Here is a 26,332-nt window from a genome sequence, read left to right on the forward strand (position 1 = left end):
TCGTTTTCTGATTCAGAACGCTTCAGGTCTTGGGCAAGGTCACGCCATGCTGGCCCTGATACTTGCCGCCGCGATCCTTGTACGAAGTCTCGCAGATTTCATCGCTTTCGAAGAACAGCACCTGAGCGCAACCTTCGCCGGCGTAGATCTTGGCCGGCAGCGGCGTGGTGTTGGAGAACTCCAGCGTCACATAGCCTTCCCACTCGGGTTCGAACGGTGTGACGTTGACGATGATGCCGCAGCGCGCATAAGTCGATTTGCCGAGGCAGATCGTCAGCACGCTGCGCGGAATGCGGAAGTACTCGACGGTGCGCGCCAGCGCGAAAGAATTCGGCGGGATGATGCAGACATCGCCCTTGAAATCGACGAAGGATTTTTCATCGAAGTTCTTGGGATCGACGATGGTCGAGTTGATGTTGGTGAAAATCTTGAATTCGTTGGCGCAACGAATATCGTAGCCGTAGGATGAGGTGCCGTAAGACACGATCTTGTTACCGTTTTCCTCGCGCACTTGCCCGGGCTCAAACGGCTCGATCATTCCTTCGTTTTCCGCCATGCGGCGTATCCATTTGTCGGATTTGATTGCCATTGTCTTTTTGGAAATAAGTTGCGTAAAAGTGCTGCAATTCTACGCGAAAACGCCGCGTGGTCGCGTCAAACTCGGCAGAGCGCTGATGGCGATGTCTCCGACGCAGGCTGACAAGCGGCGAGATTACTTTCCATGCCGGCCCCAATTCCCGGCGACTTGCCTCAGCGCTGCATGCTCTCCCACACCTTCTGCAGACGCTTGACCGATACCGGCATCGGCGTCTTCAGCTCCTGCGCGTAGAGCGAGACGCGCAGTTCTTCCAGCATCCAGCGGAACTCGGTCATCCTGGCGTCGGTGCGGCCGGCGCGGTCCTTAAGCGCGCGCTGATAAGGCAAGGCCACCAGATTCCAATCCGCCAGCAGACGCGTATCGCGCGCTGGGTCGGCGCGCAGCTTGTCGAGCCGCACGTTGATTGCCTTGAGATAGCGCGGGTAGTGCGAGAGATTGCTGTATTCGCCTTCGGCGACGAAACGCTTGCCCACCAGTTGCGACAGCTGCGACTGAATGTCCGCGGTCGCCTGCGGATGCGCCTTCACACCTTGCAGCTTCTTCGGCAGCGCGTGATATTCGGTGAGGATTTGCGCCGCCAGCCGCGCCAGTTCATTGACCAGCAGGCCGAGCCGCGCCTTGCCCTCTTCCTTGCGCTTGTTGAATTCGTCGGCATTCTTGGGCAGCGGGTCTTGCAGGAAGGCGCGCTCCAGCCCGGCCGACAGAATCTGATCGCGCAGCTCTTCCTGCGTGCCCAGCGCCATGAATTGCATGCCCATCTGCTGCAACCCCGGAATATTCTTTTCCAGATACTTGAGCTGCTCTTTCATCTGCAGCGCAAACAGGCGACGCAGGCCGGCCAGATGCTGGCGCGCAGCGTCGCTCGGATCGTCGAACACTTCCAGATCGCAGTGGGTTTTCTTGTCCACCAGCGCCGGGAAACCGATCAGCGTTTGTGCCTTGGCGCCGCTGCCGCGTGAAATTTCCAGCAGCTCCGGCAACTCGCCAAAGCTCCAGTTGGTGAGATTGCTGTATTCGCCGGCGCTGACGGCGGGCGCAGCGGATGTGGTCTTGAGCGCCGCCGGCTTGCCGTTGGCGCTGGCGGCTGCCGATGGTGCTGCCGCCGGGCTGTCGCCCTCTTCATCGACGCGCGGTGCGATGGCGGTCTGCTCGGCCAGCTTCTGGAATTCCTGGCGCGCCTGACCGCCGAATTCGGCCTGCAGCGCCGGCAGATTGCGTCCCATGTCGAGCTGGCGACCGTGCTCGTCGACGATCTTGAAATTCATGGTGTGGTGCGCCGGCAGCGTTTCCTGCTTGAAATCGCTGGCCTTGACCATGATAGTGATCTGCTCGCGGATGTCGGCGATGATGGCGTCGAGCAGATTGCCGCGGCCGAACAGATGGCGCTCCTGCATGCGCTCGCAGAAATTGGCGGCGTACTCTGGCAGCGGCACGCAATGGCGGCGCAGCTTTTGCGGCAGAGACTTCAGCAGCAGATGCACCTTTTCCTTCAGCATGCCGGGCACCAGCCATTCGCTGCGGTCGGCCGAGACCTGGTTCAAGGCGTACAGCGGCACCGTCAGCGTGACGCCGTCGCGCGGCGCACCGGGCTCGAAGTGAAAGCTGAGCGCCATGGCGATGCCGGCCACGTTCATGGTCTTGGGAAACAGCTCGGTGGTGACGCCGGCGGCTTCGTGCCGCATCAGGTCATCGCGGTTCAGATACAGCAGCTTGGGATCGGCGGCAGTGGCGTCCTTGTGCCATTTCTCGAAGCTGATGCCGTTGCAGACATCCGCCGGGATCAGCTTGTCGTAGAAGGCGGCGATCAGATCGTCGTCCACCAGCACGTCGAGGCGACGCGATTTGTGCTCCAGATTTTCGATCTCACGGATCAGCTTCTGGTTGTGCGCAAAGAACGGCGCGCGCGTGTCGTAGTCGCCACCCACCAGTGCGTCGCGAATGAAAATCTCGCGCGCTTCGCGCGGATTGATCAGGCCGAAATTGATGCGCCGCTGGCTGTACACCACCAGCCCGTACAGCGTGGCGCGTTCGGAAGCCGAGACCTGCGCGGTGCGTTTTTCCCAGCGCGGTTCGCCCCAGGATTTCTTGAGCAGATGGCCGCCCACCTTTTCCAGCCATTCCGGCTGAATCTGCGCCACACAACGCGCATACAGGCGCGTGGTGTCGACCAGCTCGGCGGCGACGATCCACTTGCCGGCCTTTTTCAGCAGATGCGAACCGGGCCAGATGTTGAACTTGATGGCGCGCGCGCCCAGATATTGCGCATCTTCTTCAGACTTGAAACCGACATTGCCCAGCAGGCCAGTCAGCAGCGCGGTATGCAATTGCTCGTAGGTGGCGTCGGCCTCGTTCAGACGCCAGCCCTGCTCGCGCACGATGGTCAGCAGCTGCGAATGCACATCGCGCCATTCGCGCAAACGCAATTGCGAGAGGAAGCTGGCGCGGCAATGGTCCTGCAACTGGCGATTCGATTTCTTGTGCGCAATCGCTTCTTCGAACCACTTCCAGATTTTCAGATAGCTGGTGAATTCGGACTTTTCATCGGCAAACTTCTTGTGCGCCTGATCGGCTGCAGTCTGCGCGTCCATCGGCCGGTCGCGCGGATCCTGCACCGACAATGCGGCGGCGATGATCAGCAATTCGCTGAGGCAGGCATTGTCGCGTCCGGCCAGAATGATGCGACCCACGCGCGGGTCCAGCGGCAGCTTGGCCAACTGGCGTCCGAGCGCGGTCAGGCGATTGCCGCCCTCGACTTCTTCCACCGCGCCCAGCTCTTGCAGCAACTGATAGCCGTCGGCAATCGCGCGGCCCGGCGGCGGCTCGATGAAGGGAAAGGACTCGACATCGGTCAGATGCAGCGACTTCATGCGCAGAATGACCGAGGCCAGCGAGGAGCGCAGGATTTCGGGATCGGTAAACTTCGCGCGTCCCAGGAAATCCTGTTCGTCATACAGGCGAATACACACGCCCGCCGCCACCCGGCCGCAACGGCCGGCGCGCTGATTGGCGGCCGACTGCGCCACCGCTTCGATCTGCAACTGCTCGACCTTGTTGCGATAGCTGTAACGCTTGACGCGCGCCAGCCCGGCATCGACCACGTAGCGGATGCCGGGTACCGTCAACGAAGTTTCGGCGACGTTGGTGGCCAGCACGATGCGGCGCGCGTTGCTGATCTTGAAGACGCGTTCCTGTTCCTGCGCCGACAAACGGGCGAACAGCGGCAGGATTTCCACATGCGGCGGATGATGCTTGCGCAGCGCCTCGGCGGCATCGCGAATCTCGCGCTCGCCCGGCAAGAACACCAGCACGTCGCCGGAGCCGATGCGCGCCAGCTCGTCGACGGCGTCCACTACGGCATCCATCAGGTCGCGCTGCTCGCGGTCTTTCTGCGCCTGCGAAGCGCGGCCTTCGGCACGCGCGCGCGCCTGCGCCACCTCGGTGGACACGCCGCTGCGGTCGGCATTGTCGATCGGCCGGTAACGGATTTCCACCGGATACAGCCGCCCCGAGACTTCGATCACCGGCGCCGGCTTGAGCTCACCGCCGACTTCCCGGCCGAAATGCCGCGCAAAGCGGTCGGCATCGATGGTGGCCGAAGTGATGATGACCTTCAGGTCGGGCCGCTTGGGCAGCAACTGCTTCAGATAGCCGAGCAGGAAATCGATGTTGAGACTGCGTTCATGCGCCTCGTCGATGATGATGGTGTCGTACTGGCGCAGCAGCGGATCGGTCTGCGACTCGGCCAGCAGGATGCCGTCGGTCATCAGCTTGATCCAGGCCCCCTTGGACAAGGTATCGGTAAAACGCACCTTGAAGCCCACATGCTCGCCGGCCGGTGAACCGAGTTCATGCGCGATGCGCTTGGCGGTCGAGGAAGCGGCAATACGGCGCGGCTGGGTGTGGCCAATCAGGCCCTTTTCGCCGCGCCCCAGTTCCAGACAGATCTTGGGTAACTGGGTAGTCTTGCCCGAGCCGGTCTCGCCGCTGACGATGACCACCTGATTGGCGCGCAAGGCGTCGGCGATTTCCTGACGACGGCCGGAGACCGGCAATTCCTCGGGAAAGGTGATGGGCGGCAGCGGATTGCGGAACGGCGCCTGCGGGGCCTGGGAAGCTTGAGAAGCCTTGGCCGCACGCGGTGGCGCATTCGCAGCATCTGACGTTTTAGGCACGGCAGAGCCCGAGGGCGATGCGGACGCGGGCTGTTTTTTGAGCTGTGGAGCTTTGGGGGGATGAGAGACGGACATAGCGGCCAGATTATACCCATTTAGCCGCGCAAGCCGCAGCCAAGCTGCCTGAGGCAAGGCCTGAGCGACCGCCGAAGGCAGGCGCCGACCAGCCCGCGCGACAAGGAAGATACAGAAGCCGCAGACGGCCTTGCGCGAGCGCTGCCGATCGTGGCATCGACCGTCCTGAGTGAATACAGGCGCCCATCGGCGATCCCCGCCCAAGCCTCTGGATGCCGGGATTTCAGTCCCGGCCCCGCAAAGCCGGAAAAGCTGAAAACACAGCCCCAATCTCGCATTGCGACGACTCCCCCTCGCTATTAAGCACCTGAAATCACATGTTTTTTGAGACTTTTCTCATATAAAGCAAGGACTCAAATCGCGACAATGGCTTCATTGCTTGAACGCACAGAGCAGCAGACCAGGCAAACCAATTCAGACATTCTCAACCTCACTCTTGAAGGAAATGATCATGCAAAAGCAACTTATCTCCGCAGTCGCCCTGGCCGCTTCCCTGCTGGCTTCGTTTGCCGTTCAGGCTGCCGACACCGCCGAACTGAAGGTCAAGGGCGTGATCCGCCCGGCTTCCTGCGCGCCCAGCTTCACCGGCGGCGGTGTGGTTGACTATGGCGTGATTCCTGCCAGCACGCTGAAGGCGGGCCAGTTCACCACGCTGCCGACCAAGGATGTGACCATGAACATCACTTGCGACGCCACCACCAAGGTAGCGTTCAAAGCTGTCGATAACCGCCAGAGCTCGGTGATCAGCGGCCTGATGCAATATCCGGAAGAAAACTTCGGTCTGGGCGCAGTAGGCGGCAAGAATACCGGCGGCTACAGCATCAGAATGACGCAACCTACCGGCGACGGCGCCAACCTGACCCTGCTGGCCACCAACAACAATGGTCAGAGCTGGGGCAGCGCTGCCGGCGTCACCAAAATCCACATGTTCAGCTTCGGCAACAATGCCAGCACCCCGGGCGCTTACAAGCAACTGAGCGCCAAGATCAGCCTCACCGCTTACATCAACAAGCCGGAAGAACTGGACCTGACGCGCGAAATTCCGCTGGACGGCTCCGCCACCATCGAAGTCGTGTATCTCTGATCCGCTGATCGCTCAGTCGCAAAAAAACCCGCTGTGTACATGCAGCGGGTTTTTCATTTTGAACTCCGATTCAGGCTAGGGGATACGGGCAAAAAGGCTGCTTCAGTGCAGGTAGCTGAAGCTCAGCAGAATGGTGCGCGGATCGCCCACGGTCAGCGCCCGGTTGTTGACGCCGCCGGCGTAGTAGCGGCGGTCGGCCAGATTCTTCACGTTGAGCGCGATGCGGTAATGTCCTTGCGCATAGCTCAGCGCGGCATCCAGCGCAAGATAAGCGGGCAAGGTGTAGCCGAAACTGTAGATGCTGTTTGAGCGCTGATCATTGACGACGGCTAAAGATCATCAATGATCAAGAGCGGCGAGTATCGGCGCTGAGGCCGAAGGCGTCGTTAGAAGGATTCTGATTTTTGAGGCTTTCGCAGTTGCGAGCAGGCCCCTGCTTGCCGGCGCAGCCATCAAGCCGGGGCATTCAGCGCGACCGGGCCGATCGGCCAACACCCGGGCCGTGACATATCCATCTGGCAACACTTGCCAATTCTGCGCATGGCAGCTGCACAAATTGCTGTCGAAAACCGCCTCGAATCCACGCACCGGCGCTGTGCTGGTTATAATGCGCGTCATGGAAAATCCGACTGATTTCGTTCACTGGCTGCGCTCGGTCGCGCCTTACGTTCACGCCTTTCGCGGCAAGACTTTTGTGGTGGCCTTTCCGGGCGAGCTGGTGACCGCCGGCGGCCTGCAGGTGCTGGCGCAGGATCTGTCGCTGCTGCACGCGCTGGGCATCCGCATTGTGGTGGTGCACGGCTCGCGCCCCCAGGTCGCCGAACAGCTGGCGCTGCGCAATGTGGAGGCGCGCTTTCACAACGGCCTGCGTGTGACCGACATCGCTGCGCTGGAATGCGCCAAGGAAGCGGCCGGCGAACTGCGCCTCGACATCGAGGCGGCATTCAGCCAGGGCTTGCCGAATACGCCGATGGCGCACGCCGCGATCCGCGTGATTTCCGGCAACTTCGTCACCGCGCGTCCGATGGGCGTGATCGACGGCGTCGATCTGCAGCTGACCGGCATCGTGCGCAAGATTGCGGCTGATGTGATTCAACCGATCATGAATGCCGGCGGCATCGTGCTGCTGTCGCCGCTGGGTTTTTCGCCGACCGGCGAAGCCTTCAATCTGAGCATGGAAGACGTGGCGGTGTCGGCGGCGATTGCGCTGCGCGCCGAGAAGCTGATCTTCCTGACGGAAACGCCGCTGATGCATGACATCGCCGGCACCGAAATCCGCGAACTGGCCTCGCATCAGGCCGAAGCCGTGCTGCTGGCGAACTTCCTGCCGCCGGACTCTGCTTTCTACTTGAACAGCGCCGTCAAGGCCTGTAACGCCGGCGTCTCGCGCGCGCACGTGGTGCCCTTCGAGACCGATGGTTCGGTACTGCTGGAGCTGTTCACGCACGACGGCATCGGCACCATGATTACCTACGAGAATCTGGAAAGCCTGCGCGAGGCCACCATCGAAGACGTGGGCGGCATCCTCAAGCTGATCGAACCGCTGGAAGCCGATGGCACGCTGGTCAAGCGCGGTCGCGAACTGATTGAGCGCGAGATCCATTACTTCTCGGTGATCGAGCACGACAATGTGATCTTCGGCTGCGCCGCACTGTATCCTTTCGCCAAGGAAAAGATGGGCGAAATGGCCTGTCTGACGGTCAATCCGGAAGTGCAGGCGCAAGGCGACGGCGAGCGTATTCTCAAGCACATCGAAACGCGTGCGCGCGAGTCCGGCCTGACCAAGCTGTTCGTGCTGACCACCCGCACCTCGCACTGGTTCTTGCGGCGCGGCTTCGTGCTGGCGACGGTCGACGATCTGCCGCAGGATCGCCGTGCGATCTATAACTGGCAGCGCAAGTCGCAGATACTGATCAAGAATTTGTAATACCGGTCAGGACGTGAGCAAGCTCAACCGCTGACAGCAGAAAGAAGCCCGAGCCAGCCACGTCCGCCACGCTTCAACTTCAATCGAACAAGGAATCAACATGGCACGCATGGTCCACTGCATCAAACTGAACAAGGAAGCCGAAGGTCTGGACTTCCCACCATACCCGGGCGAACTGGGCAAACGTCTCTATGAAAGCGTGTCGAAGGAAGCCTGGGCCGCCTGGCTCAAGCACCAGACCATGCTGGTCAACGAAAACCGCCTGATGCTGGCCGATGCGCGCGCCCGCAAATATCTGGCGGTGCAGATGGAAAAGCATTTCTTCGGCGATGGCGCCGATGCCGCCCACGGTTACGTGCCGCCGACGGAATAAGTCAAACGCGTAGTCGATCTGAAAACCGCAGCCTGGTGCTGCGGTTTTTCGTTTTATCCTCCCGCCTCCCCTGCTGTCCTGCTGTCCTGCTGTCCTGCTTTCCTGCTTTCCTGCCGCCTGCTCTTGCCGCATCCGGCTCCGGTTCCGGGGCAGGTCTTCCATCCTACAAAGCGACATGCCGCCGGATCACCTGCGCCAGCTTGTCGAAGGCCGGCGCAATGCCCTCGTTGGGGACGCTGGCGTAACCCAGCAATAGCCCGCAGCGCGCCGACTTGGGCGACATGTAATAGGTCGACAGCGGACGCACGATGATGCCCTCCCTGCGCGCCTCTTCGGCGATCAGCTTGTCGTCGGAACCGTGCGGCAGCGATAGCGTGAGATGCAGACCGGCCTCGCCGCCGGTGATGGTCATCTGCTCGCCGAAATGACGGTGAATGCTCTGCTGCAGCAGTTGCAGGCGCTCGGCGTACAGCACCCGCATCTTGCGGATATGCGAGGCGAAGTGGCCCTCGGCCATGAAGTCCGCCAGCGTGGCCTGCAGGAACACCTGACCTGAACGGTATAGCTCGGCCATGCCGGTAGTGAAGGCGCCGGCCAGCGCCTCCGGCACCACCAGAAAACCGATGCGCAGGCCGGGAAACATGATCTTGCTGAAGGTGCCCATGTACAGCACGCGGTCATGGGTATCCATGCCCTGCAAGGATGCCAGCGGCCGGCCGCCGTAGCGGAACTCGCTGTCGTAGTCGTCTTCAATCACCCAGACTTTGTGGGCGGCGGCATATTCCAGCAACATGCGACGGCGCGACAGGCTCATCACCATGCCCAGCGGATATTGATGCGAAGGCGTGGTGCAGATGAAGCGCGGCGGCCGCCGCAGATTCGCCAGCCGCATACGCATGCCTTCCTGATCGACCGGGATCGGCACGGCCTCGATGCCGAGCGACTTGAGCACGCTGCGCGTACCCCAGTAACAGGGATCTTCGACCCAGGCCGAATCGCCATGTTCGCCCAGCAGTTTGACCACGGTATCGATCGACTGGTGAATGCCGGTGGTGATCAGAATCTGGCTGGCGTTGCAATTGACTGAGCGGGAGATACGCAGGTATTCGGCAATCGCTTCGCGCAAGGGCCCGTAGCCGGCGCCCGGGCCGTAGGTCAGCATTTCGGCCTGAGCCTTGCGCCAATGCTTGTTCTGCAAGCGGCTCCAGACCTTGTGCGGAAAGCGCGTGACGTCGGGAATGCCCGGCATGAAGGCGCCCCATTGCTTGTCGCTGACGCCGGCCTGGCGCGTCAGCATGGCGCCGCGCGCCGACAACTCGGATTTGCCGGAGGGATCGGTCAGCGCGACATTGCGTTCCACGGTTTCGGGAATCTGATCCGGCGCGGTGTCGGCCACGAAGGTGCCGGCTCCGGCGCGGCTCTCCAGATAGCCCTCGGCCAGCAATTGTTCGTAAGCGTAGGTCACGGTATTGCGCGACATCGCCAGCTCGCGCGCCAGATCGCGCGAGGACGGCAATTGCAGCCCGACCGGCAGCGTCTGCCCCAGAATCGCTTCGCGGATCAACTGATAAATCTGACGATTGACCGGCAGCCGCGGGATGCGAGCCGGTGCGCCTGCTGCCGCCCCGCGGTTGACGCGCAGCAGCAAATAATCGGACAAAGAGACGATGCGCAAAGTGGCTCCATCAAATATTCAAGATTGGCTCTATATTACAGGTCCATTGCAGCTTTAGTATTCCCGCAACCTGAGAATTTTCAACGCGGACAGCGGAGCAAGCAATGACACAACATGCCACCAGCAACACCGAATTACTTCAGCGCAAGAATGCCGCCACCCCGCGCGGCGTCGGCGTGATGTGCGACTTCTATGCGGATCGCGCGCTCAATGCCGAATTGTGGGATGTGGAAGGCCGCCGCTTCATCGACTTCGCCGCCGGCATCGCCGTGCTCAACACCGGCCACCGCCACCCCAAGCTGCTGGAAGCCATGCGCGCCCAGATGGAACGCTTCACCCATACCGCCTACCAGATCGTGCCGTATGCGAGTTATGTGGAACTGGCCGAACGCATCAATGCCATCACCCCCGGCGCGCACGCCAAGAAGACCGCACTGTTCAGCACCGGCGCCGAAGCGGTGGAAAACGCCATCAAGATCGCCCGCGCCGCCACCGGCCGCTCGGCCGTCATTGCCTTCTCCGGGGCGTTCCACGGACGCACCATGATGGGCATGGCGCTGACCGGCAAGGTGGCGCCGTACAAGCTGGGCTTCGGCCCCTTCCCCGGCGAGATTTATCACGCCCCCTTCCCGACCGCGCTGCACGGCGTCAGCAGCGAAGACGCGCTGGCCGCAGTGGCCGGCCTGTTCAAGAGCGATGTCGATCCCAGGCGGGTGGCGGCCATCATCATTGAACCGGTGCAAGGCGAAGGCGGTTTCTATGCGGCGCCGGCTGAATTCATGCGCGGCCTGCGCCAGTTGTGCGACGAACACGGCATTTTGCTGATCGCCGATGAAGTGCAAAGCGGCTTCGCCCGCACCGGCAAACTGTTTGCGATGGAGCACTACGACGTGCTGCCCGATCTGATGACCATGGCCAAGAGCCTGGCCGGCGGCATGCCGCTGGCAGCGGTATGCGGCCGTGCCGAGATCATGGATGCACCGGCGCCCGGCGGCCTGGGCGGCACCTATGCCGGCAATCCGATCGCCGTGGCGTCGGCGCTGGCGGTGCTGGATGTGATCGCGGAAGAAAATCTGGTGGCGCGCGGCGCCCGCCTCGGCCAGCAGTTGAAGGATCAGCTCAATGAACTGCGGTCGGCGATTCCGGCCATCGGCGAAGTGCGCGGCCCCGGCGCCATGGTGGCGGTGGAATTCGTGCAGCCGGGCAGCAGCAAGCCGGACGCCGAGTTCGCCAAACGCGTGCAGAACCACGCGCTGCAAAACGGTCTGCTGCTGCTGACCTGCGGCAGCTACGGCAACGTGATCCGGTTCTTGTTCCCGCTGACCATTCAGGATAACGTCATGGACGAAGCGCTGCAGATTCTGACGGCCGCCCTGCGTCAGGCCTGATGGCCGCAAGCGCGTGCAGCGCTCATTCAACCATCTCATTGTGACCAGCCAACAGGAATCGCCAGCATGAATACAAACGCAGCCTTGAACATGTCGGATGCGCCTGCAAGCGCTCAGTTTTCCGCCCATCCGGCGGGCGACACGCTGGTGCAGTTTTGCGGCGTGAAAAAGACCTACGACGGTGAAAACCTGATCGTCAAGAATCTCGATCTGGAGATCCGGCGCGGCGAGTTCCTGACCTTGCTGGGGCCGTCCGGCTCCGGCAAGACCACTTGCCTGATGATGCTGGCCGGCTTCGAGTTTCCCACCAGCGGCGAAATCCGGCTGGACGGCCAGTTGCTGAACCGGGTGCCGCCGCACAAGCGCAACATCGGCATGGTGTTTCAGAACTATGCGCTGTTCCCGCACATGACGATTGCCCAGAACGTCGCCTATCCGCTGAGCGTGCGCAAGATGGACAGCGCCACGCGCGCAGCCAAGGTCAAGCAGGCGCTGGAGATGGTGCAGATGGGCAAGTTCGGCGACCGCTATCCGACCCAGTTGTCGGGCGGCCAGCAACAGCGCGTGGCGCTGGCGCGCACGCTGGTGTTCGATCCGCAGCTGGTGCTGATGGATGAGCCGCTGGGCGCGCTCGACAAGCAATTGCGCGAACACATGCAGCTCGAACTGAAGGCGCTGCACAAGCGTCTGGGCGTGACCTTCGTCTACGTCACCCACGATCAGAGCGAAGCGCTGACCATGTCGGATCGCGTCGCCGTATTCGATCAGGGCGTGATCCAGCAACTGGCGCCGGTGGAAGATCTCTACGAGTTTCCCGACAACCAGTTCGTGGCCAGCTTCATCGGCGACAACAACCGCTTCAAGGGCGGCGTCGAATCGCTCAGCGCCGACGGCAGGCAGTGCCAGATCCGGCTGCCGGACGGCGCCACCCTGAGCGGCCTCAATGTGCATCAGGCGCAGGTCGGGCAACAGGTCACCGCCTGTGTGCGGCCGGAGCGCATCAGCCTGGCGCCGGGCCAGCACCACGGTAATCAGATCAGGGCCAGCATCGTCGGCCTGATCTATTTCGGCGACCACGTGCGGGTGCGGTGTGCGGTCAAGGGCCAGGACGACTGCTTCATCAAGCTGTCGCTCAGCGATCCCTCGCTGGCCGATCTGGCCGAAGGACGCGGCGTCAGTCTGCACATTGCACCGGAGCGCTTGCGGATTTTTCTGTAAGGCGGCACACCCCATTTGCCGCCTGTTTTTTGTTTCCCCCATTTTTGCTTTCGTCCCCCAGAACCACCACCAAAGAGGAATAAATGAAACGCCAAACTCTCGCTCTGCTCTCGCCACTGGCGCTCGGCATGCTGTTCTCGGCAGGCCTCAGCCAGGCAGCCGAACTGACCGTGGTCAACTTCGGCGGCGCCAATGCCAACGCGCAAAAAGTCGCCTACGTGGAGCCCTTCCAGAAAAGCACCGGCACCAAGGTCGTGACCGCCGAATTCAACGGCGAGCTGGCCAAGGTCAAGGCCATGGTCGAAACCAAGAAGGTCACCTGGGACGTGGTGGAAATCGACGCCGGCGATCTGAACCGTGCCTGTGAAGACGGCCTGCTGGAAAAGCTGGATCTGGCCAAGACCATCAAGAAGGATGACTTCATTCCCGAGTCCGTCAACAGCGAATGCGGCATGGGCGCCTTCGTCTGGTCTACCGTACTGGCTTACAACGGCGACAAGCTGAAGACCGCGCCGCAGGGCTGGGCTGACTTCTGGGATGTGAAGAAATTCCCGGGCAAGCGGGCCATGAAGAAGGGCGCGCAATACACACTGGAATTCGCGCTGATCGCCGATGGCGTACCCACCAAGGATGTCTACAAGGTGCTGAGCGCCAAGGGCGGCGTTGATCGCGCGTTCAAGAAGCTGGATCAGTTGAAGCCGAACATCCAGTGGTGGGAAGCGGGCGCATTGCCGGCGCAGTTCCTGGTGGCCGGCGACGTGGTGATGTCGACCGCCTTCAACGGCCGCATCGATGCCGCGCAACGCGAAGGCAAGAACCTCAAGGTGGTGTGGGCCGGCAGCGTCTACACGCTGGATTACTGGGTGATTCCAAAGGGTTCGCCGAACAAGGCGCTGGCTGAGAAGTTCATCGCCTTCGCCACCACGCCGGAGAACCAGAAGGTCTACGCCAACAACATCGCTTACGGCCCGGTCAACAAGAACACGCTGAAACTGCTGGACGCCAAGACGCTGGGCAATCTGCCGACCTCGGCGGCCAACGCCAAGGACGCGATCCAGCTGAGCCAGCAGTTCTGGACCGACCACGGCGAAGAACTGGAACAGCGCTTCGCGGCCTGGGTCGCCAAGTAATTTGCAGCAAGGTCCGGCTCTGGCTTCCAGCCCGGGCCGGAATGCAGCGCAGGCGCCTCAGTGCGCCTGTTGCTTCAATTCGATCTCATGCCGTATCCGGAATCAAGAGTCATCATGAATACTCTAGCTAGCAGCCCGAGCACGCACACGGCCCCTCCTGTGGCCGAGGCGACGCCGCAGCAACTCAAGCGCGATCTGCGCGCGGCCGAAACCCGCAAGCGCCTCGGCGCCCTGGCGCTGATTGCGCCGCTGGCCATCTTTTTGCTGCTGACCTTCGTCGCGCCCATCGTGTTCCTGCTGCAGCGCGCGGTCGAAAATCCCGAGATCGCCACTACCCTGCCGGCCACCGTCGCCGCGCTGGCCAGATGGGACCGCAAGAGCGCGCCGCCGGATCAGGCCTATGCCGCGCTGGCGACCGATCTGACCAGGGCCAAGGACGACAATACCGCCGGCCCGCTGGCGCGCCGCATCAATACCGAGCTGGCCGGGGCGCGTTCGCTGATCATGGGCGCGGTGCGCGCCATGCCGCTGCGCGATGCCGACGGCAAGGCACTCACGCCGGCTGCCAGCAAGGCGGCGCTGATCGCACTCAACGAACAATGGGCGCAGCCGGATGCCTGGCAGGTGATCGCCAAGAACGGCTCGCTGTATTCGCCCTATTATTTGCTGGCCTCGCTGGACCTGAAACAGAATCAGTTCGGCGACATCATTCAGGCCGATCCTGACGCGTCGATCTACCGCAGCATCTTCGGCCGCACGCTGTGGATGAGCCTGGTGGTCACGCTGTGTACCTTGCTGCTGGCTTATCCGCTGGCCTACTGGCTGTCGACCATGAGCGAGCGCCGCGCCAATCTGCTGATGATTCTGGTGCTGATTCCGTTCTGGACCTCGATTCTGGTGCGCGTCGCCGCCTGGATCGTGCTGCTGCAATCGGAAGGTCTGGTGAACAAGGCGCTGATGCTGAGCGGCCTGATCAACTCGCCGCTGGAACTGGTGTTCAACCGCGTCGGCGTCTATGTTTCGATGACCCACATCCTGCTGCCGTTCATGATCCTGCCGCTGTACAGCGTGATGAAATCGGTGCCGCCCACCTATCTGAAGGCCGCCGTTTCGCTCGGCAGCCATCCCTTCGCCGCGTTCTGGCGCGTGTATGTGCCGCAGACTTATCCGGGCATCGGCGCCGGCGTGCTGCTGGTGTTCATCATGGCCGGCGGCTACTACATCACCCCGGCGCTGCTGGGCGGCCCCAATGAACAGATGGTGAGCTACTTCATCGCCTACTTCATCAACACCACCATCAACTGGGGCATGGCCTGTGCGCTGGGTGCGCTGCTGCTGGCCGGCACACTGTTGCTGTATGGCGTGTACCGCCGCTTTGCCAAGGTCGATACCGGCATAGCGTAAAGCCGCACCGGCCAATCTGAAGAATCTGCGCCCTGAATGCAGGCCAATCTTGCAGCACAAAAAGTGAGCACCATGACCAAACTGCCCTTGTTCCCGCCCTACATGTCGCTGATCGAGCGCGCCTGGTTTTTCGTCTCGCGCAGCCTGAATCTGCTGATATTGCTGTTTCTGATCCTGCCGATTCTGGTGATCATTCCCCTGTCGTTCAGCGACAGCAGTTTTCTGATGTATCCGATCAAGGGCTTCTCGCTGCGCTGGTATCAGAACTTGCTGGAGTCCGACGAATGGATGCGCGCCGCCAGGAACAGCTTCATCGTGGCGCCGGCGGCGACGCTGATCGCGACCGTGCTCGGCACGCTGGCGGCGGTCGGTCTGAACAAGGCCGACTTTCGCGGCAAGGCGGTGCTGATGGCGGTGCTGATTTCACCGATGATCGTGCCGGTGGTGGTGGTCGGGGTCGGCGTGTATCTGTTCTTCGCGCAACTCGGTCTGGCCGACAGCTACCTCGGCCTGATTCTGGCGCATGCGGCGCTGGGCGCGCCCTTCGTGGTCACCACCGTGCTGGCGACGCTGCAAGGCTTCAACCACAATCTGGTACGCGCCAGCCTGAGTCTGGGCGCCAGCCCGCTGCGCACGTTTTTCCGCATTACCTTGCCGGTAATCGCGCCGGGCCTGATCTCGGGCGCGCTGTTCGCCTTCACCACCTCCTTCGATGAAGTGGTGCTGACGCTGTTCGTGGCCGGCCCCAATCAGGCCACCCTGCCGCGTCAGATGTTTGCCGGCATCAAGGACAACATCAGCCCCACCATCGCGGCGCTGGCCACCATCCTGATCATTTTCTCCACCTGCCTGCTGCTGGTGCTGGAATGGCTGCGCGGCCGCAACAAGGCGGCGGCGAAATTCTAAACCTTCAGAAAGAGATGCATCCGATGCTGCAAGACCAACTCAAAGACCCGACCCTGCTGCGCCAGCAGGCCTTCATCGATGGCATGTGGTGCAACGCCGATCAAGGCGGCACGCTGGCCGTGAACAATCCCGCCACCGGCCAGCAACTGGGCACGGTGCCCGACATGGGGGCCGACGAAACACGGCGCGCCATCGCCGCCGCGCAAGCGGCCTGGAGCGGCTGGCGCAAGAGGACCGCCAGGGAACGCAGCATGGTTCTGCGTAAATGGCACGATCTGATGCTGGCCAATGCCGACGATCTGGCGCTGATCATGACTGCCGAACAAGGCAAGCCGCTAGCCGAGGCCAAGGGCGAAATCGGCTACGCCGCATCGTTCATTGAATGGTTCGCGGAAGAAGCCAAACGCACTTATGGCGACACCATCCCCTCGCCTTCGCCGTCCAGCCGCATCGTGGTCACCAAGGAGCCGATCGGCGTCTGCGCCGCCATCACGCCCTGGAATTTCCCGGCCGCGATGATCACGCGCAAGGCCGGTCCGGCCCTGGCCGCCGGCTGCCCCATGGTGCTCAAGCCGGCGGAAGCCACGCCCTTCTCCGCATTGGCGCTGGCAGCCCTGGCCGAACGCGCCGGCGTGCCCGCAGGCGTGTTCAGCGTGGTGACCGGTTCGCCAAAGGCCATCGGCGGCGAAATGACCAGCAACCCGAGCGTGCGCAAGATCAGCTTTACCGGCTCGACCGCAGTCGGCAAATTGCTGATGCAGCAGTCCGCCTCCAGCATCAAGAAGCTGTCGCTGGAGCTGGGTGGCAATGCGCCCTTCATCGTGTTCGATGATGCCGATCTGGATGCAGCGGTCGAAGGCGCCATCGCCTCCAAGTTCCGCAACGCCGGCCAGACCTGCGTCTGCGCCAATCGCATCTACGTACAGGACGGCGTGTACGATGCCTTCGCCGAAAAGCTGGTCAGCGCGGTAGCCCGCTTCAAGGTCGGCAACGGCATGGAGAGCGGCGTCACGCAAGGCCCGCTGATCGATGACAAGGCGGTGCAAAAGGTCGAGCAGCACATCGCCGATGCGCGCGCCAAGGGCGGCCGCGTGCTGACCGGCGGCAAGCGCCATGCGCTGGGCCACAGTTTCTTCGAGCCGACCGTGATCGCCGACGTCAACAGCGACATGCTGTTCGCGCGCGAAGAAACCTTCGGCCCGATGGCGCCGCTGTTCCGCTTCAAGACCGATGAAGAAGTGCTGGCGCTGGCCAACGACACCGAGTTCGGCCTGGCCAGCTATTTCTATTCGCGCGACATCGGCCGCATCTGGCGCGTGGCCGAGGGCTTGGAGAGCGGCATGGTCGGCATCAATACCGGCCTGATCTCGAATGAAGTAGCGCCGTTCGGCGGCATCAAGCAATCCGGTCTGGGCCGCGAAGGATCGCATTACGGCATCGACGACTACCTGGCCATCAAGTATCTCTGCATGGGCGGTATCTGAACGCGTGCCGGCGCTGCCCTTCCCCGGATCGGCAGCGCCGGCGGCGATTGAGACTTGCGGCCGTTGCATTATTGATCGCGCTCATCCTCCACGGGCCCTTCCTTCCGGGGTCTTTCAAATCGGCGATTTCCCCAGATTCGTCGATAGCCTGCGCCTCTTCTGCGCCATAAAATCCCGCTCTTCGCCGCCACGCTTCGGGCTTTGGATGCATGGCCGCCACTTGCGCAGCACGCATTGATCGCTGGCCGAGCCGGCATCTGATGCCGCTAGCCGATACAACGATACAATCAGGGTCTTGCTGCGGCCGCATCGATGCTGACAAGCGTCAGTGCATGCTCGTTGATCGGCATGGGTGGCGTCAGCGTTCTTGGCAACTTCAGCAACATCCGCAATCCCCTTTCATTTCCTGCAGGAGAAACATGTCTTCGTTCCGCATCCCGCACCGTCTTTCCCGAATGACCCGCATCCTGGCGCTTCGCCATAGCCGTTGTGCGCTGCTTTCCGTCACGCTGTGCGCGGGCGCGGTGATGAATGCGCCGGCCTCTGCGGCCACCGGCAGCGATGTCAAACCCGCAACCGCAGCGACAGCAGCAAGCAGCAAGGCCGCTACTGCCATCAAGCTGCCACACGGCGTCAGCCAGGGGCCGGCGGCCGAAGGCATCTCGGAATACCGTTTTGCCAACGGTTTCAAGCTGCTGATGTTCCCCGACGACTCCAAGCCCACCGTCGTGGTCAACATGACTTATCTGGTCGGCTCGCGCCACGAGAACTACGGCGAAACCGGCATGGCGCACCTGCTGGAACATCTGATGTTCAAGGGCTCGCCGAAATATCCGGCGATTCCGCAGGAATTCAGCAAGCGCGGCATGCGTTTCAATGGCACCACCTCGCTGGATCGCACCAACTACTACGAGACCTTTCAGGCAAGCGACGACAATCTGAAGTGGGCGCTGTCCATGGAAGCCGACCGCATGCTGAACTCGCACATCGCGCGCAAGGATCTGGACAGCGAAATGACCGTGGTGCGCAACGAGTTCGAAGCCGGCGAAAACTCACCGACCAGCGTCATGCTCAAGCGCATGCAGGGTATCGCCTATGACTGGCACAGCTATGGCCGCCCGACCATCGGCAATCGCAGCGATATCGAAAATGTGAAGATCGAGAATCTGCAGGCCTTCTATCGCACCTATTACCAGCCCGACAATGCGGTGCTGCTGGTGGCCGGCAAGTTCGATCCGCAGCAGGTGCTCAATCTGGTCAACCAGCGCTTCGGCGCGATGCCCAAACCCAAGCGCAAGCTGCCAGAATTCTGGACCGTGGAACCAACCCAGGACGGCGAGCGTGAATTCACGATCCGCCGCAGCGGCGACATCCAGCTGGTGGCGCTGAGCTACAAGATGCCGAGCAATCTGCACCCCGACACCGATCCGCTGGCGTTTGCGGCCTCGATCCTGGCCGACTCGCCCAACGGCCGTCTGCACAAGAAACTGGTGGAAAGCGGCAAGGCCAGCGCGGTCTACAACATGCAGCTGAGCGGCTATGCGCCGGGGCTGCAGATCATCGGCGCGGTGGTCAAGAAAGACGCGCCGATCGAGCAAGTGAAGCAGGAGCTGATCAACGCAGTAGAAAGTTTCGGCAGCACTCTGCCGACCGCCGAGGAAATCGAACGCGTCAAGCGCGCCAACGCCAATGCCTTTGAAAAGCTGCTCAACAATCCTCAGCAACTGGGCGTGGAAATGTCGAATGCCATCGCGCTGGGGGACTGGCGCCTGTTGTTTGCCGACCGCGATGAAACCGCCAGGGTGACGGCACAGCAGGTAGCCGATGCCGCCAACAAATATTTCCGCCGCGACAATCGCACAGTCGGCCTGTACGTACCGGACGAGCATCCGCAGCGCAGCGATGTACCGGCAGCGCCCACGGTAGAAAAGATCTTGCAGGATTACACGCCAAGGCCGCCCGTGGCTGCCGGCGAGAGCTTCGATCCGGCCCCGGCCAATATCCTTGCGCGCACGCAATTGCTGCAGCCCGGCCAGGACCAGCGCAGCCGGCTCAAGCTGGCCTTGCTGCCGAAGAAGTCGCGCGGCGCCACGGTCTCGGTCAGTATGAATCTGGAATTCGGCGACGAGAAAAATCTGTTCGGCAAACGCGCAGTGGCGCAAATGACGGCCTCGATGCTGATGCGCGGCACACAAAGCCTGACGCGCCAGCAACTGGCCGACGAGTTCTCGCGCCTGAAGATCAGCGGCGGCATCTACGGCTTCCAGACCACGCGCGAGAATCTGGCGCCGGCGCTGGCATTGGCGGCCGACATCCTCAGACACCCGCGTTTCGACGCCGCAGAGTTCGAGCAATTGCGCAGCGAAATACTGGTCAATCTGGAAGCCTCGCGCAATGAGCCGGCCGCGCGCGCCTCCGAAGCCACCGCGCTGCACTTCAATCATTATCCGGACGGCGACTGGCGCGCGGCGCAAACGCTGGATCAGAAGATTGCCGGCATCAAGGCCGTCACGCTGGAGCAGGTGAAGGCCTTTCATCGCGAGTTTTACGGTGCATCGCACGGCGAGCTGGCGGTGGTCGGCGACTTTGACGTCAACGCCACGCGCGCCGCCATCGACAGCGCCTTCGGCGGCTGGGACAGCGCCGCCGCATATCAGCGCGTGCTGCCCAGCTATGCGGACATCGCGCCGACGCGCAGCCTGATCAACACGCCCGACAAGGAGAACGGTTTCTACCTGGCGCGCACCAATGTGCAATTGCGCGACAGCGATCCCGATTACGCCGCCTTGGCGGTGGCCAACTACCTGTTCGGCGGCGCCAGCCTGAAGTCGCGTCTGGCCGACCGCGTACGACAGAAGGAAGGCCTGTCTTACGGTATTTCTTCTTCGCTCAATATCGGCGCGCTGAGCGACGCCGGCAGCTTCGTGATCAGCGCGATCTCGGCGCCGCAGAACCTGGACAAGGTGGATGCCGCGGTCAAGGATGAGCTGCAGCGCGTGGTGCGCGAAGGCTTCACGCAGGAAGAACTGGATCGCGCCAAATCCGGCATTCTGCAGCAGCGCAATCAGGCCCGTGCGCAGGACGGCAGTATCGCCACCGGCTGGACGGCGCTGCTGGATCTGGATCGCGACTTCCTCTGGCAACAGCAGATGGATGAGCGCATCGCAGCGCTGACGCTGGCGCAGGTCAATACGGCGCTGCGCCGCCATATCGATCCGGCCAGGATCAGTGTGGCGATTGCGCGGGATGAGGTGAAGGCGAGCGCGGCAAATTCAGCCGGCGCTGCCGGTGCTGCATCGATCGCTCCTGCGGCGGTTACAGCGAAGTAAGCCCCGGCTGCAAATCCGCAGACGATAAAAAAGGACGTGCCATGCACGTCCTTTTTTTATGCGCGCAAGCGTTCTTGAATGCGCCGGGCGAATGTCTCAACCCACCTTAATATGTCGCCGGCCGGTTCAGAATTCCAGCTTCTTGACGCCGTCCGCCGTCCCCAGCAGACAGACCGTCGCGCCCTTGCGCGCAAACAGGCCGTTGGTGACCACGCCGACGATGTTGTTGATGGCATCTTCAATGGCGGCCGGATCGGCGATCTGCATGCCGACAGCGTCGATGATGTAGCAACCGTTATCGGTCACCAGCGGCTTGCCGTCCTTGAGGCGCAACTTCGCCTCGCAACCCAGCGAGGACAGCTTGCGTGCCACTACGCCATGCGCCATCGGAATCACTTCCACCGGCAGCGGAAACTTGCCCAGCACGTCGACCAGCTTGGAGCCGTCGGCGATGCAGACGAACTTCTGCGCCACCGAGGCCACGATCTTTTCACGCGTCAGCGCCGCGCCGCCGCCCTTGATCATCGCGCCCTGCGGCGTGATTTCATCGGCGCCGTCGATATACACCGGCATGGTCTCGACCTCGTTCAGATCGAAGACCTTGATGCCGTGCGCACGCAGGCGCTCGGCGGTCGCTTCGGAAGACGCCACCGCGCCCTTGATGCGATCCTTGATCTTGCCCAGTTCGTCGATGAAGAAATTGGCGGTGGAGCCGGTGCCGACGCCGATGATTTCGCCGTCCACCACGTATTCGATGGCGGCGCGCGCCACAGCTTGCTTGAGTTCGTCTTGGGTCATGATCAGTTCAATACAAAAGTACAAAGATTCAAAGGGCTAAAAAATTCGTTTTGCGGCAGCGCCGGCGCCGGGTTGCCGCAAATGATTGCGGCCTCAGTGGTGCTCCTTGCTGTCTTCCGGCTGCTCTTCCAGCGTTTCGAACAGTGCAATCTGCAGCCGCGAATGCAGCTTCACGAACTTGCTCCACAGCAGCCACAGCAGACCGCCCGCCCCCAGCAGCACCACCGCCAGCAGGTTGAGCGGCGGCAAGATGCTGGCGCTCAGCACGAAAATCAGCAGCATGATACCGACTATCGACAACACCGGTATCAGCTCGGAGATCAGGCGCCGCGTCCCGGCAGTATACGCTCCTGCGAATTCCGGCTTGACGCTGACCTCGGCCAGCAGCATCGACAGCGCCTGCAGCTTGCGGTAAGTCGCGATCAGGAAAGGCAGCGACAGCACCAGCGCGCAGCCCCAGATGATGGCCTTCTGAACCTGTTCGTCCGGCGTCCACAGCGCCAGCTTCTGGCTGATGCCATCGACGAAGAAGGCACCCGCCAGGAAGATGCCGATCACCAGCGCCAGATTGACGATCACCTGCATCAGGATGCGCCGGATGATGCGCGTCAGTTCGGCGCGGTCGCCCTGCGGCTGCAGGCTTTCCAGCCAGCCGGAATACATGCCGAGCAAGGCCGAGACTTTTTTCGGCACCAGCGTCACCGCCTTGGCCGACAACGGATCGGCGGCCTTGATCAGATACGGCGTGAGCAAGGCGGTGACGGCCGAGACCGCCACCACGATCGGATACAAGAACTCGCTGGTGACCTTGAGGCTGACGCCGAGCGCGGCGATGATGAAGGAAAACTCGCCGATCTGCGCCAGGCCCATGCCGACCCGCATCGGCGTACGGCCGCTCTCGCCGGCGATGAACACGCCCAGACCGCAGCTGATCAGCTTGCCGAACACCACTGCCAGCGTGATGACGGTGATCGGCAGCCAGTATTTGACCAGCACATTCGGATCGAACATGAGGCCGATGGCGACGAAGAAGATGGCGCTGAACATGTCGCGGATCGACTCGACGATGCGTTCGATGCGATGCAGCTGGCGCGATTCGGCCATCACCGCGCCGACCAGGAAAGCGCCCAGCGCGACGCTGTATTGCAGCTTCATCACCAAAAGGCAGAAGCCGAACAGAATGCCCAGCACCGATACCAGCAGCATTTCATTGCTCTTGAAGCGTGAAACGTAGTTGAGCAGACGCGGCACCGCCAGGATACCGACCACCAGCGACACGATCATGAACAGCACCAGTTTGCCGACGGTGGTGAAGACATCGCCGGAATTGACCGAGCCGCTGGTGGCCACGCCCGACAGCAGCGCGATCATGCCGATCGCCAGGATGTCTTCGACGATCAGGATGCCGAAGATGATCTGGGCAAACTTTTCGTTCTTCATCCCCAGTTCATTGAGCGCCTTGACGATGATGGTGGTGGACGAGACCGCCAGCATGGCGCCGAGGAAGATCGCATCCATCCGCTTCCAGCCGAAGTACAGGCCGATCTCGTAGCCGATCCAGATCATCAGCAGGATTTCCGCCGCCGCCGCAACGAAGGCGGTAGCGCCGACCTTGGCCAGCTTCTTGAGACTGAACTCCAGCCCCAGCGAAAACAGCAGAAAGATGACCCCCAGCTCGGACAGAATATGCACGGTCTTTTCATCCTGGATCATGTCGTAGGGCGGCGTATGCGGCCCGATGATCACGCCGGCCACGATGTAGCCGAGCACCACCGGCTGCTTCAGCTTGTTGAAGACGATCGTGACGATGCCGGCGATCAGCATGATGATCGCCATGTCCTGAATGAATAATTCAACTTCATGCATCTTGAGGGGGTTCCTTGTTCCTGGTGTTGAGAGAAGCCGCGTTCGGACGCAGCGCGTTTTTATCTGTGGTTCGATCCGGGCCGAAGTTTCCCCCTGCGGCTTGCGGATTGACTGGCCATGCCCATTCCGGTCGAAAGAATCGGGACGCAGCACCAGCCTGGCCGGCCCGCGCCATGGAATGGTGCAAGCCGGTCTGGCGAGGCCGGTCAGAACGGATGAGCGGGATGAATTTTGGTGCTGATTGTTATAGGTATGGCATGAATGACAATGCAGACGGCCGGGACTGTCATCAGGTGAGGTCGAAAATAACACAGGAAGGTGGCGTGGGGCAACGCCGGATCCTGGCTAATTTCCAAGAGATTTGATCTGCGCCGCCGATCGCTCCTCTTGCTGAAACGCCATCAGGCACGAAAACTGCTAATCACTTCGGGAGATAGATCAGGTCGGGACGCGTACTTGCAGCTCCACGGCTTTTTCGTCGAAAGCAATGCGGGTAGTGAACTTGGCGCGCTTCATCGGGAAGCGCGACTGGAAATGCCGCACATTGCCGGAACCGGAAATGACGCGCCGCACGAACTGATAGTAAGCGTCCATATCGATCACATGCACTGCCAGAAAATAATCGTATTCGCCGGAGACAAAATAACACTGCATTACTTCAGCCTCCTTGCTCATGCGCTGCTCGAACTCCTGCATGTGCCCGTCGGACTGGTTGTTCAGCGAAATTTCCAGAAACGCCAGCATGCCGTACCCCAGCGCAAAAGGATCGACCATCGCCACCTCGGCGCTGATGATGCCGGCTTCGCGCAGGTCGCGGATGCGGCGCAGGCAGGTCGGCTGTGAAATATGCAGTTTTTCGGCCAGCACGCGCGTCGCAATCTGATTGTCTTTTTGCAGCAGATTGAGCAGCTTGCGATCAACCTTGTCGAGCGTATGGTATTTGGCGGGCATGGGTTTTGAGGATTATGAATTTTTTAAAGGAAGGTCTCAAAAAAGTCTTGGCTAAGCAGATTCTTATGTTGTACCGTCTGCATTATTCAGAAAGCCGCGTCCGAATGCAAAGGGGACTCGCAAACGACGCCGGCGCCATTGTCTGAATATGGCTTGAGAAATTTAAGTGGGGCAAGTGTGAATGTAAGTGGTTTTACTAGCTTGGTTATTTCAATCTACAGAGGAAATTTATGAAACTCAAGAGCACAATTATTCCATTAACCGCAGCTATCGCGATGGCCTTTGCAGGCGCCGCGCATTCGCAAGAAGTCATCAAGATCGCCCACGTCGGCCCCCTCTCCGGCCCGAACGCTCACATGGGCAAGGACAATGAAAACGGCGCCCGCATGGCGATCGAAGAACTCAATGCCAAGGGTTTCACCATCGGCGGCAAGAAGGTCACGTTCGAACTGATCGGCGAAGATGACGCCTCCGATCCTAAGCAAGCGACATCGGTCGCCACCAAGCTGGTCGACGCCAAGGTTGCAGCCGTGATCGGCCACCTGAATTCCGGTACCACCATCCCGGCTTCCAAGATTTACAGCGACGCAGGCATTCCACAGGTTTCGCCTTCCGCCACCAATCCTAAGTACACCCAGCAAGGCTTCAAGACCGCCTTCCGCGTGGTCGCCAACGATGCGCAACTGGGCGCAGCGCTGGGTAAATACGCCGTGCAGAAGCTGGGCACCAAGAACATCGCTGTGATCGATGACCGTACCGCATACGGCCAGGGCGTTGCAGAAGAATTCGCCAAGGGTGCGCAAGCAGCCGGCGGCAAGATCGTCGGCAAGCAATTCACCAACGACAAGGCGACCGACTTCAACGCGATTCTGACTTCGCTCAAGGCCAAGAAGCCAGAAGTCGTGTTCTTCGGCGGTATGGATGCGGTCGGCGGCCCGATGCTGCGTCAGATGAAGCAGCTGGGCATCTCCGCCAAGTTCATGGGCGGCGACGGTATCTGTACCGGTTCCCTGCCAGGTCTGGCCGGTGATGGCCTGATCAACGACCAAGTGGTCTGCGCCGAAGCAGGTGGTGTGGATGACGCTGGCAAGAAGGGCATGGACGACTTCCGCGCAGCGTACAAGAAGAAGTTCGGCATCGACGTGGTCTACAACGCTGCGTATGCCTACGACGCCACCATGACCGTCGCCGATGCGATGGCCAAGGCGGGTTCGGCCGATCCGAAGAAATACCTGTCCGCACTGGCAAAGATCAGCCACAAGGGCGTGACCGGCACGATCGCGTTCGATGCCAAGGGCGACATCAAGGACGGCTCGCTGACCTTGTACACCTACAAGAACGGCGAACGTACTCTGCTGGCAGTGACCAAGTAATTTTTGCTCGGGCTGCGAGGCCTGAATGCACGAAAGAAAACGCCCGGTTCATCCGGGCGTTTTTATTGGGCTGGCCTTACGTATGTATAGGATGCTTCACAAACATTCACCTATACATCTGCAAAACTCCACGTGCATGTGGCCGGCTGACTGGCTTGATCAGCGTCTCAAGGCCTGCTCCAGTTCCGCCTTACTCATGCCCGACCGCCCCTTGATGCTGCGCGATCTGGCTTCTGCATACAACTGCTGATAAGTACGTCCACCCGCCCCTTTGTGAGAGCGCATACCGCCTCGGCGCGATGCAGGAATGTCGTTGAGCGAACTCTTGCTGGCCTCACTTGATTCGCCTTGCTGGGCTCTCTCCTTGTTGACGGTGCGCGCTGCGATTTCTTCCGCCAGCTTCTCGCTGCCGCCGCGCTTCAGCACACCTTGCTTGATGTGTTGAAACTGACGTTCTCGTTTGGGACTCCATGCAGTCTGCGGCATGACACTCTCCTCTGCAAAATAACTTATGCGTTGCTGACGGGTGGCGAGTTCGCCCGCGGCTGTGAAATATCATCTTAGATCGCGTCGAACGCCGC

General features: G+C 61.3%; 19 protein-coding genes. 11 read left to right on the top strand and 8 right to left on the bottom strand.

Annotated features, from left to right (window positions below):
• Positions 1–22: 22 nt before the first annotated feature.
• Together dcd and hrpA are read right to left on the bottom strand one after the other, a co-directional pair.
• Entirely contained in the window at positions 23–589 is a 567-nt protein-coding gene (gene dcd / locus PQR62_RS01185) for a dCTP deaminase (RefSeq protein WP_408153935.1), read from the bottom strand.
• 161 nt (positions 590–750) lie between these two features.
• Positions 751–4,845, bottom strand: coding sequence for an ATP-dependent RNA helicase HrpA (gene hrpA, locus PQR62_RS01190; protein WP_408153937.1), 4,095 nt, complete (start codon positions 4,843–4,845; stop codon positions 751–753).
• Between the two features lie 451 nt (positions 4,846–5,296).
• Here hrpA and PQR62_RS01195 point away from each other — a divergent pair, with 451 nt between their 5' ends.
• A complete protein-coding gene (locus PQR62_RS01195) occupies positions 5,297–5,929 on the top strand; it encodes a DUF1120 domain-containing protein (protein WP_408153939.1) in 633 nt (210 codons plus the stop codon).
• 102 nt (positions 5,930–6,031) lie between these two features.
• Here PQR62_RS01195 and PQR62_RS01200 read toward each other — a convergent pair whose 3' ends face one another.
• Positions 6,032–6,208: a hypothetical protein gene (locus PQR62_RS01200; RefSeq protein ID WP_408153941.1), complete on the bottom strand. Its 177-nt coding sequence runs from the start codon at positions 6,206–6,208 to the stop codon at positions 6,032–6,034.
• A 337-nt stretch (positions 6,209–6,545) separates the two neighbouring features.
• Between PQR62_RS01200 and argA the strand changes: the two genes are divergently transcribed.
• On the top strand, positions 6,546–7,856 hold the full coding sequence (argA, locus tag PQR62_RS01205; protein WP_408153943.1) for an amino-acid N-acetyltransferase: 1,311 nt from the start codon (positions 6,546–6,548) through the stop codon (positions 7,854–7,856).
• 100 nt (positions 7,857–7,956) lie between these two features.
• A complete protein-coding gene (locus tag PQR62_RS01210; protein WP_408153945.1) occupies positions 7,957–8,229 on the top strand; it encodes an oxidative damage protection protein in 273 nt (90 codons plus the stop codon).
• A 163-nt stretch (positions 8,230–8,392) separates the two neighbouring features.
• Here the strand turns inward: PQR62_RS01210 and pdxR are convergent, their stop codons facing one another.
• Positions 8,393–9,904: a MocR-like pyridoxine biosynthesis transcription factor PdxR gene (gene pdxR, locus PQR62_RS01215; RefSeq protein ID WP_408153947.1), complete on the bottom strand. Its 1,512-nt coding sequence runs from the start codon at positions 9,902–9,904 to the stop codon at positions 8,393–8,395.
• A gap of 104 nt (positions 9,905–10,008) precedes the next feature.
• Here pdxR and gabT point away from each other — a divergent pair, with 104 nt between their 5' ends.
• The 7 genes from gabT (at position 10,009) to PQR62_RS01250 (ending at position 20,763) form a co-directional block, all read left to right on the top strand.
• Positions 10,009–11,292 (top strand): 4-aminobutyrate--2-oxoglutarate transaminase, encoded by a 1,284-nt coding sequence (gabT, locus tag PQR62_RS01220; protein WP_408153949.1) that lies wholly within the window; start codon positions 10,009–10,011, stop codon positions 11,290–11,292.
• A 90-nt stretch (positions 11,293–11,382) separates the two neighbouring features.
• Complete coding sequence (locus tag PQR62_RS01225; protein ID WP_408154685.1) at positions 11,383–12,510, top strand: ABC transporter ATP-binding protein; 1,128 nt, start codon at positions 11,383–11,385, stop codon at positions 12,508–12,510.
• An 83-nt stretch (positions 12,511–12,593) separates the two neighbouring features.
• Positions 12,594–13,640, top strand: coding sequence for an ABC transporter substrate-binding protein (locus tag PQR62_RS01230; protein WP_408153951.1), 1,047 nt, complete (start codon positions 12,594–12,596; stop codon positions 13,638–13,640).
• A gap of 114 nt (positions 13,641–13,754) precedes the next feature.
• Positions 13,755–15,044 (top strand): ABC transporter permease, encoded by a 1,290-nt coding sequence (locus PQR62_RS01235; RefSeq protein ID WP_408153953.1) that lies wholly within the window; start codon positions 13,755–13,757, stop codon positions 15,042–15,044.
• Between the two features lie 72 nt (positions 15,045–15,116).
• Entirely contained in the window at positions 15,117–15,950 is an 834-nt protein-coding gene (locus PQR62_RS01240; RefSeq protein WP_408153955.1) for an ABC transporter permease, read from the top strand.
• Between the two features lie 23 nt (positions 15,951–15,973).
• On the top strand, positions 15,974–17,434 hold the full coding sequence (gene gabD / locus PQR62_RS01245; RefSeq protein ID WP_408153957.1) for an NADP-dependent succinate-semialdehyde dehydrogenase: 1,461 nt from the start codon (positions 15,974–15,976) through the stop codon (positions 17,432–17,434).
• Between the two features lie 419 nt (positions 17,435–17,853).
• Complete coding sequence (locus PQR62_RS01250) at positions 17,854–20,763, top strand: M16 family metallopeptidase (RefSeq protein ID WP_408153959.1); 2,910 nt, start codon at positions 17,854–17,856, stop codon at positions 20,761–20,763.
• Between the two features lie 126 nt (positions 20,764–20,889).
• On the opposite strand, the gene rpiA is transcribed toward PQR62_RS01250, so the two are convergent.
• The 3 genes from rpiA to PQR62_RS01265 all read right to left on the bottom strand — a co-directional run bounded on the left by rpiA (position 20,890) and on the right by PQR62_RS01265 (position 24,378).
• Positions 20,890–21,561 (bottom strand): ribose-5-phosphate isomerase RpiA, encoded by a 672-nt coding sequence (rpiA, locus tag PQR62_RS01255; RefSeq protein WP_408153961.1) that lies wholly within the window; start codon positions 21,559–21,561, stop codon positions 20,890–20,892.
• Between the two features lie 93 nt (positions 21,562–21,654).
• A complete protein-coding gene (locus PQR62_RS01260; RefSeq protein WP_408153963.1) occupies positions 21,655–23,427 on the bottom strand; it encodes a cation:proton antiporter in 1,773 nt (590 codons plus the stop codon).
• A gap of 438 nt (positions 23,428–23,865) precedes the next feature.
• The gene (locus PQR62_RS01265; protein ID WP_408153965.1) at positions 23,866–24,378 is read right to left on the bottom strand and encodes an Lrp/AsnC family transcriptional regulator; all 513 of its coding nucleotides are present in this window, start codon (positions 24,376–24,378) and stop codon (positions 23,866–23,868) included.
• A 230-nt stretch (positions 24,379–24,608) separates the two neighbouring features.
• Here PQR62_RS01265 and PQR62_RS01270 point away from each other — a divergent pair, with 230 nt between their 5' ends.
• Complete coding sequence (locus PQR62_RS01270; protein ID WP_408153967.1) at positions 24,609–25,751, top strand: branched-chain amino acid ABC transporter substrate-binding protein; 1,143 nt, start codon at positions 24,609–24,611, stop codon at positions 25,749–25,751.
• Between the two features lie 159 nt (positions 25,752–25,910).
• On the opposite strand, the gene PQR62_RS01275 is transcribed toward PQR62_RS01270, so the two are convergent.
• On the bottom strand, positions 25,911–26,237 hold the full coding sequence (locus PQR62_RS01275) for a plasmid stabilization protein (RefSeq protein ID WP_408153969.1): 327 nt from the start codon (positions 26,235–26,237) through the stop codon (positions 25,911–25,913).
• Positions 26,238–26,332: the final 95 nt, after the last annotated feature.

The organism is Herbaspirillum lusitanum (assembly GCF_046025995.1).
In the GTDB taxonomy this organism is placed as follows: Bacteria; Pseudomonadota; Gammaproteobacteria; order Burkholderiales; family Burkholderiaceae_D; genus Herbaspirillum; species Herbaspirillum lusitanum_A.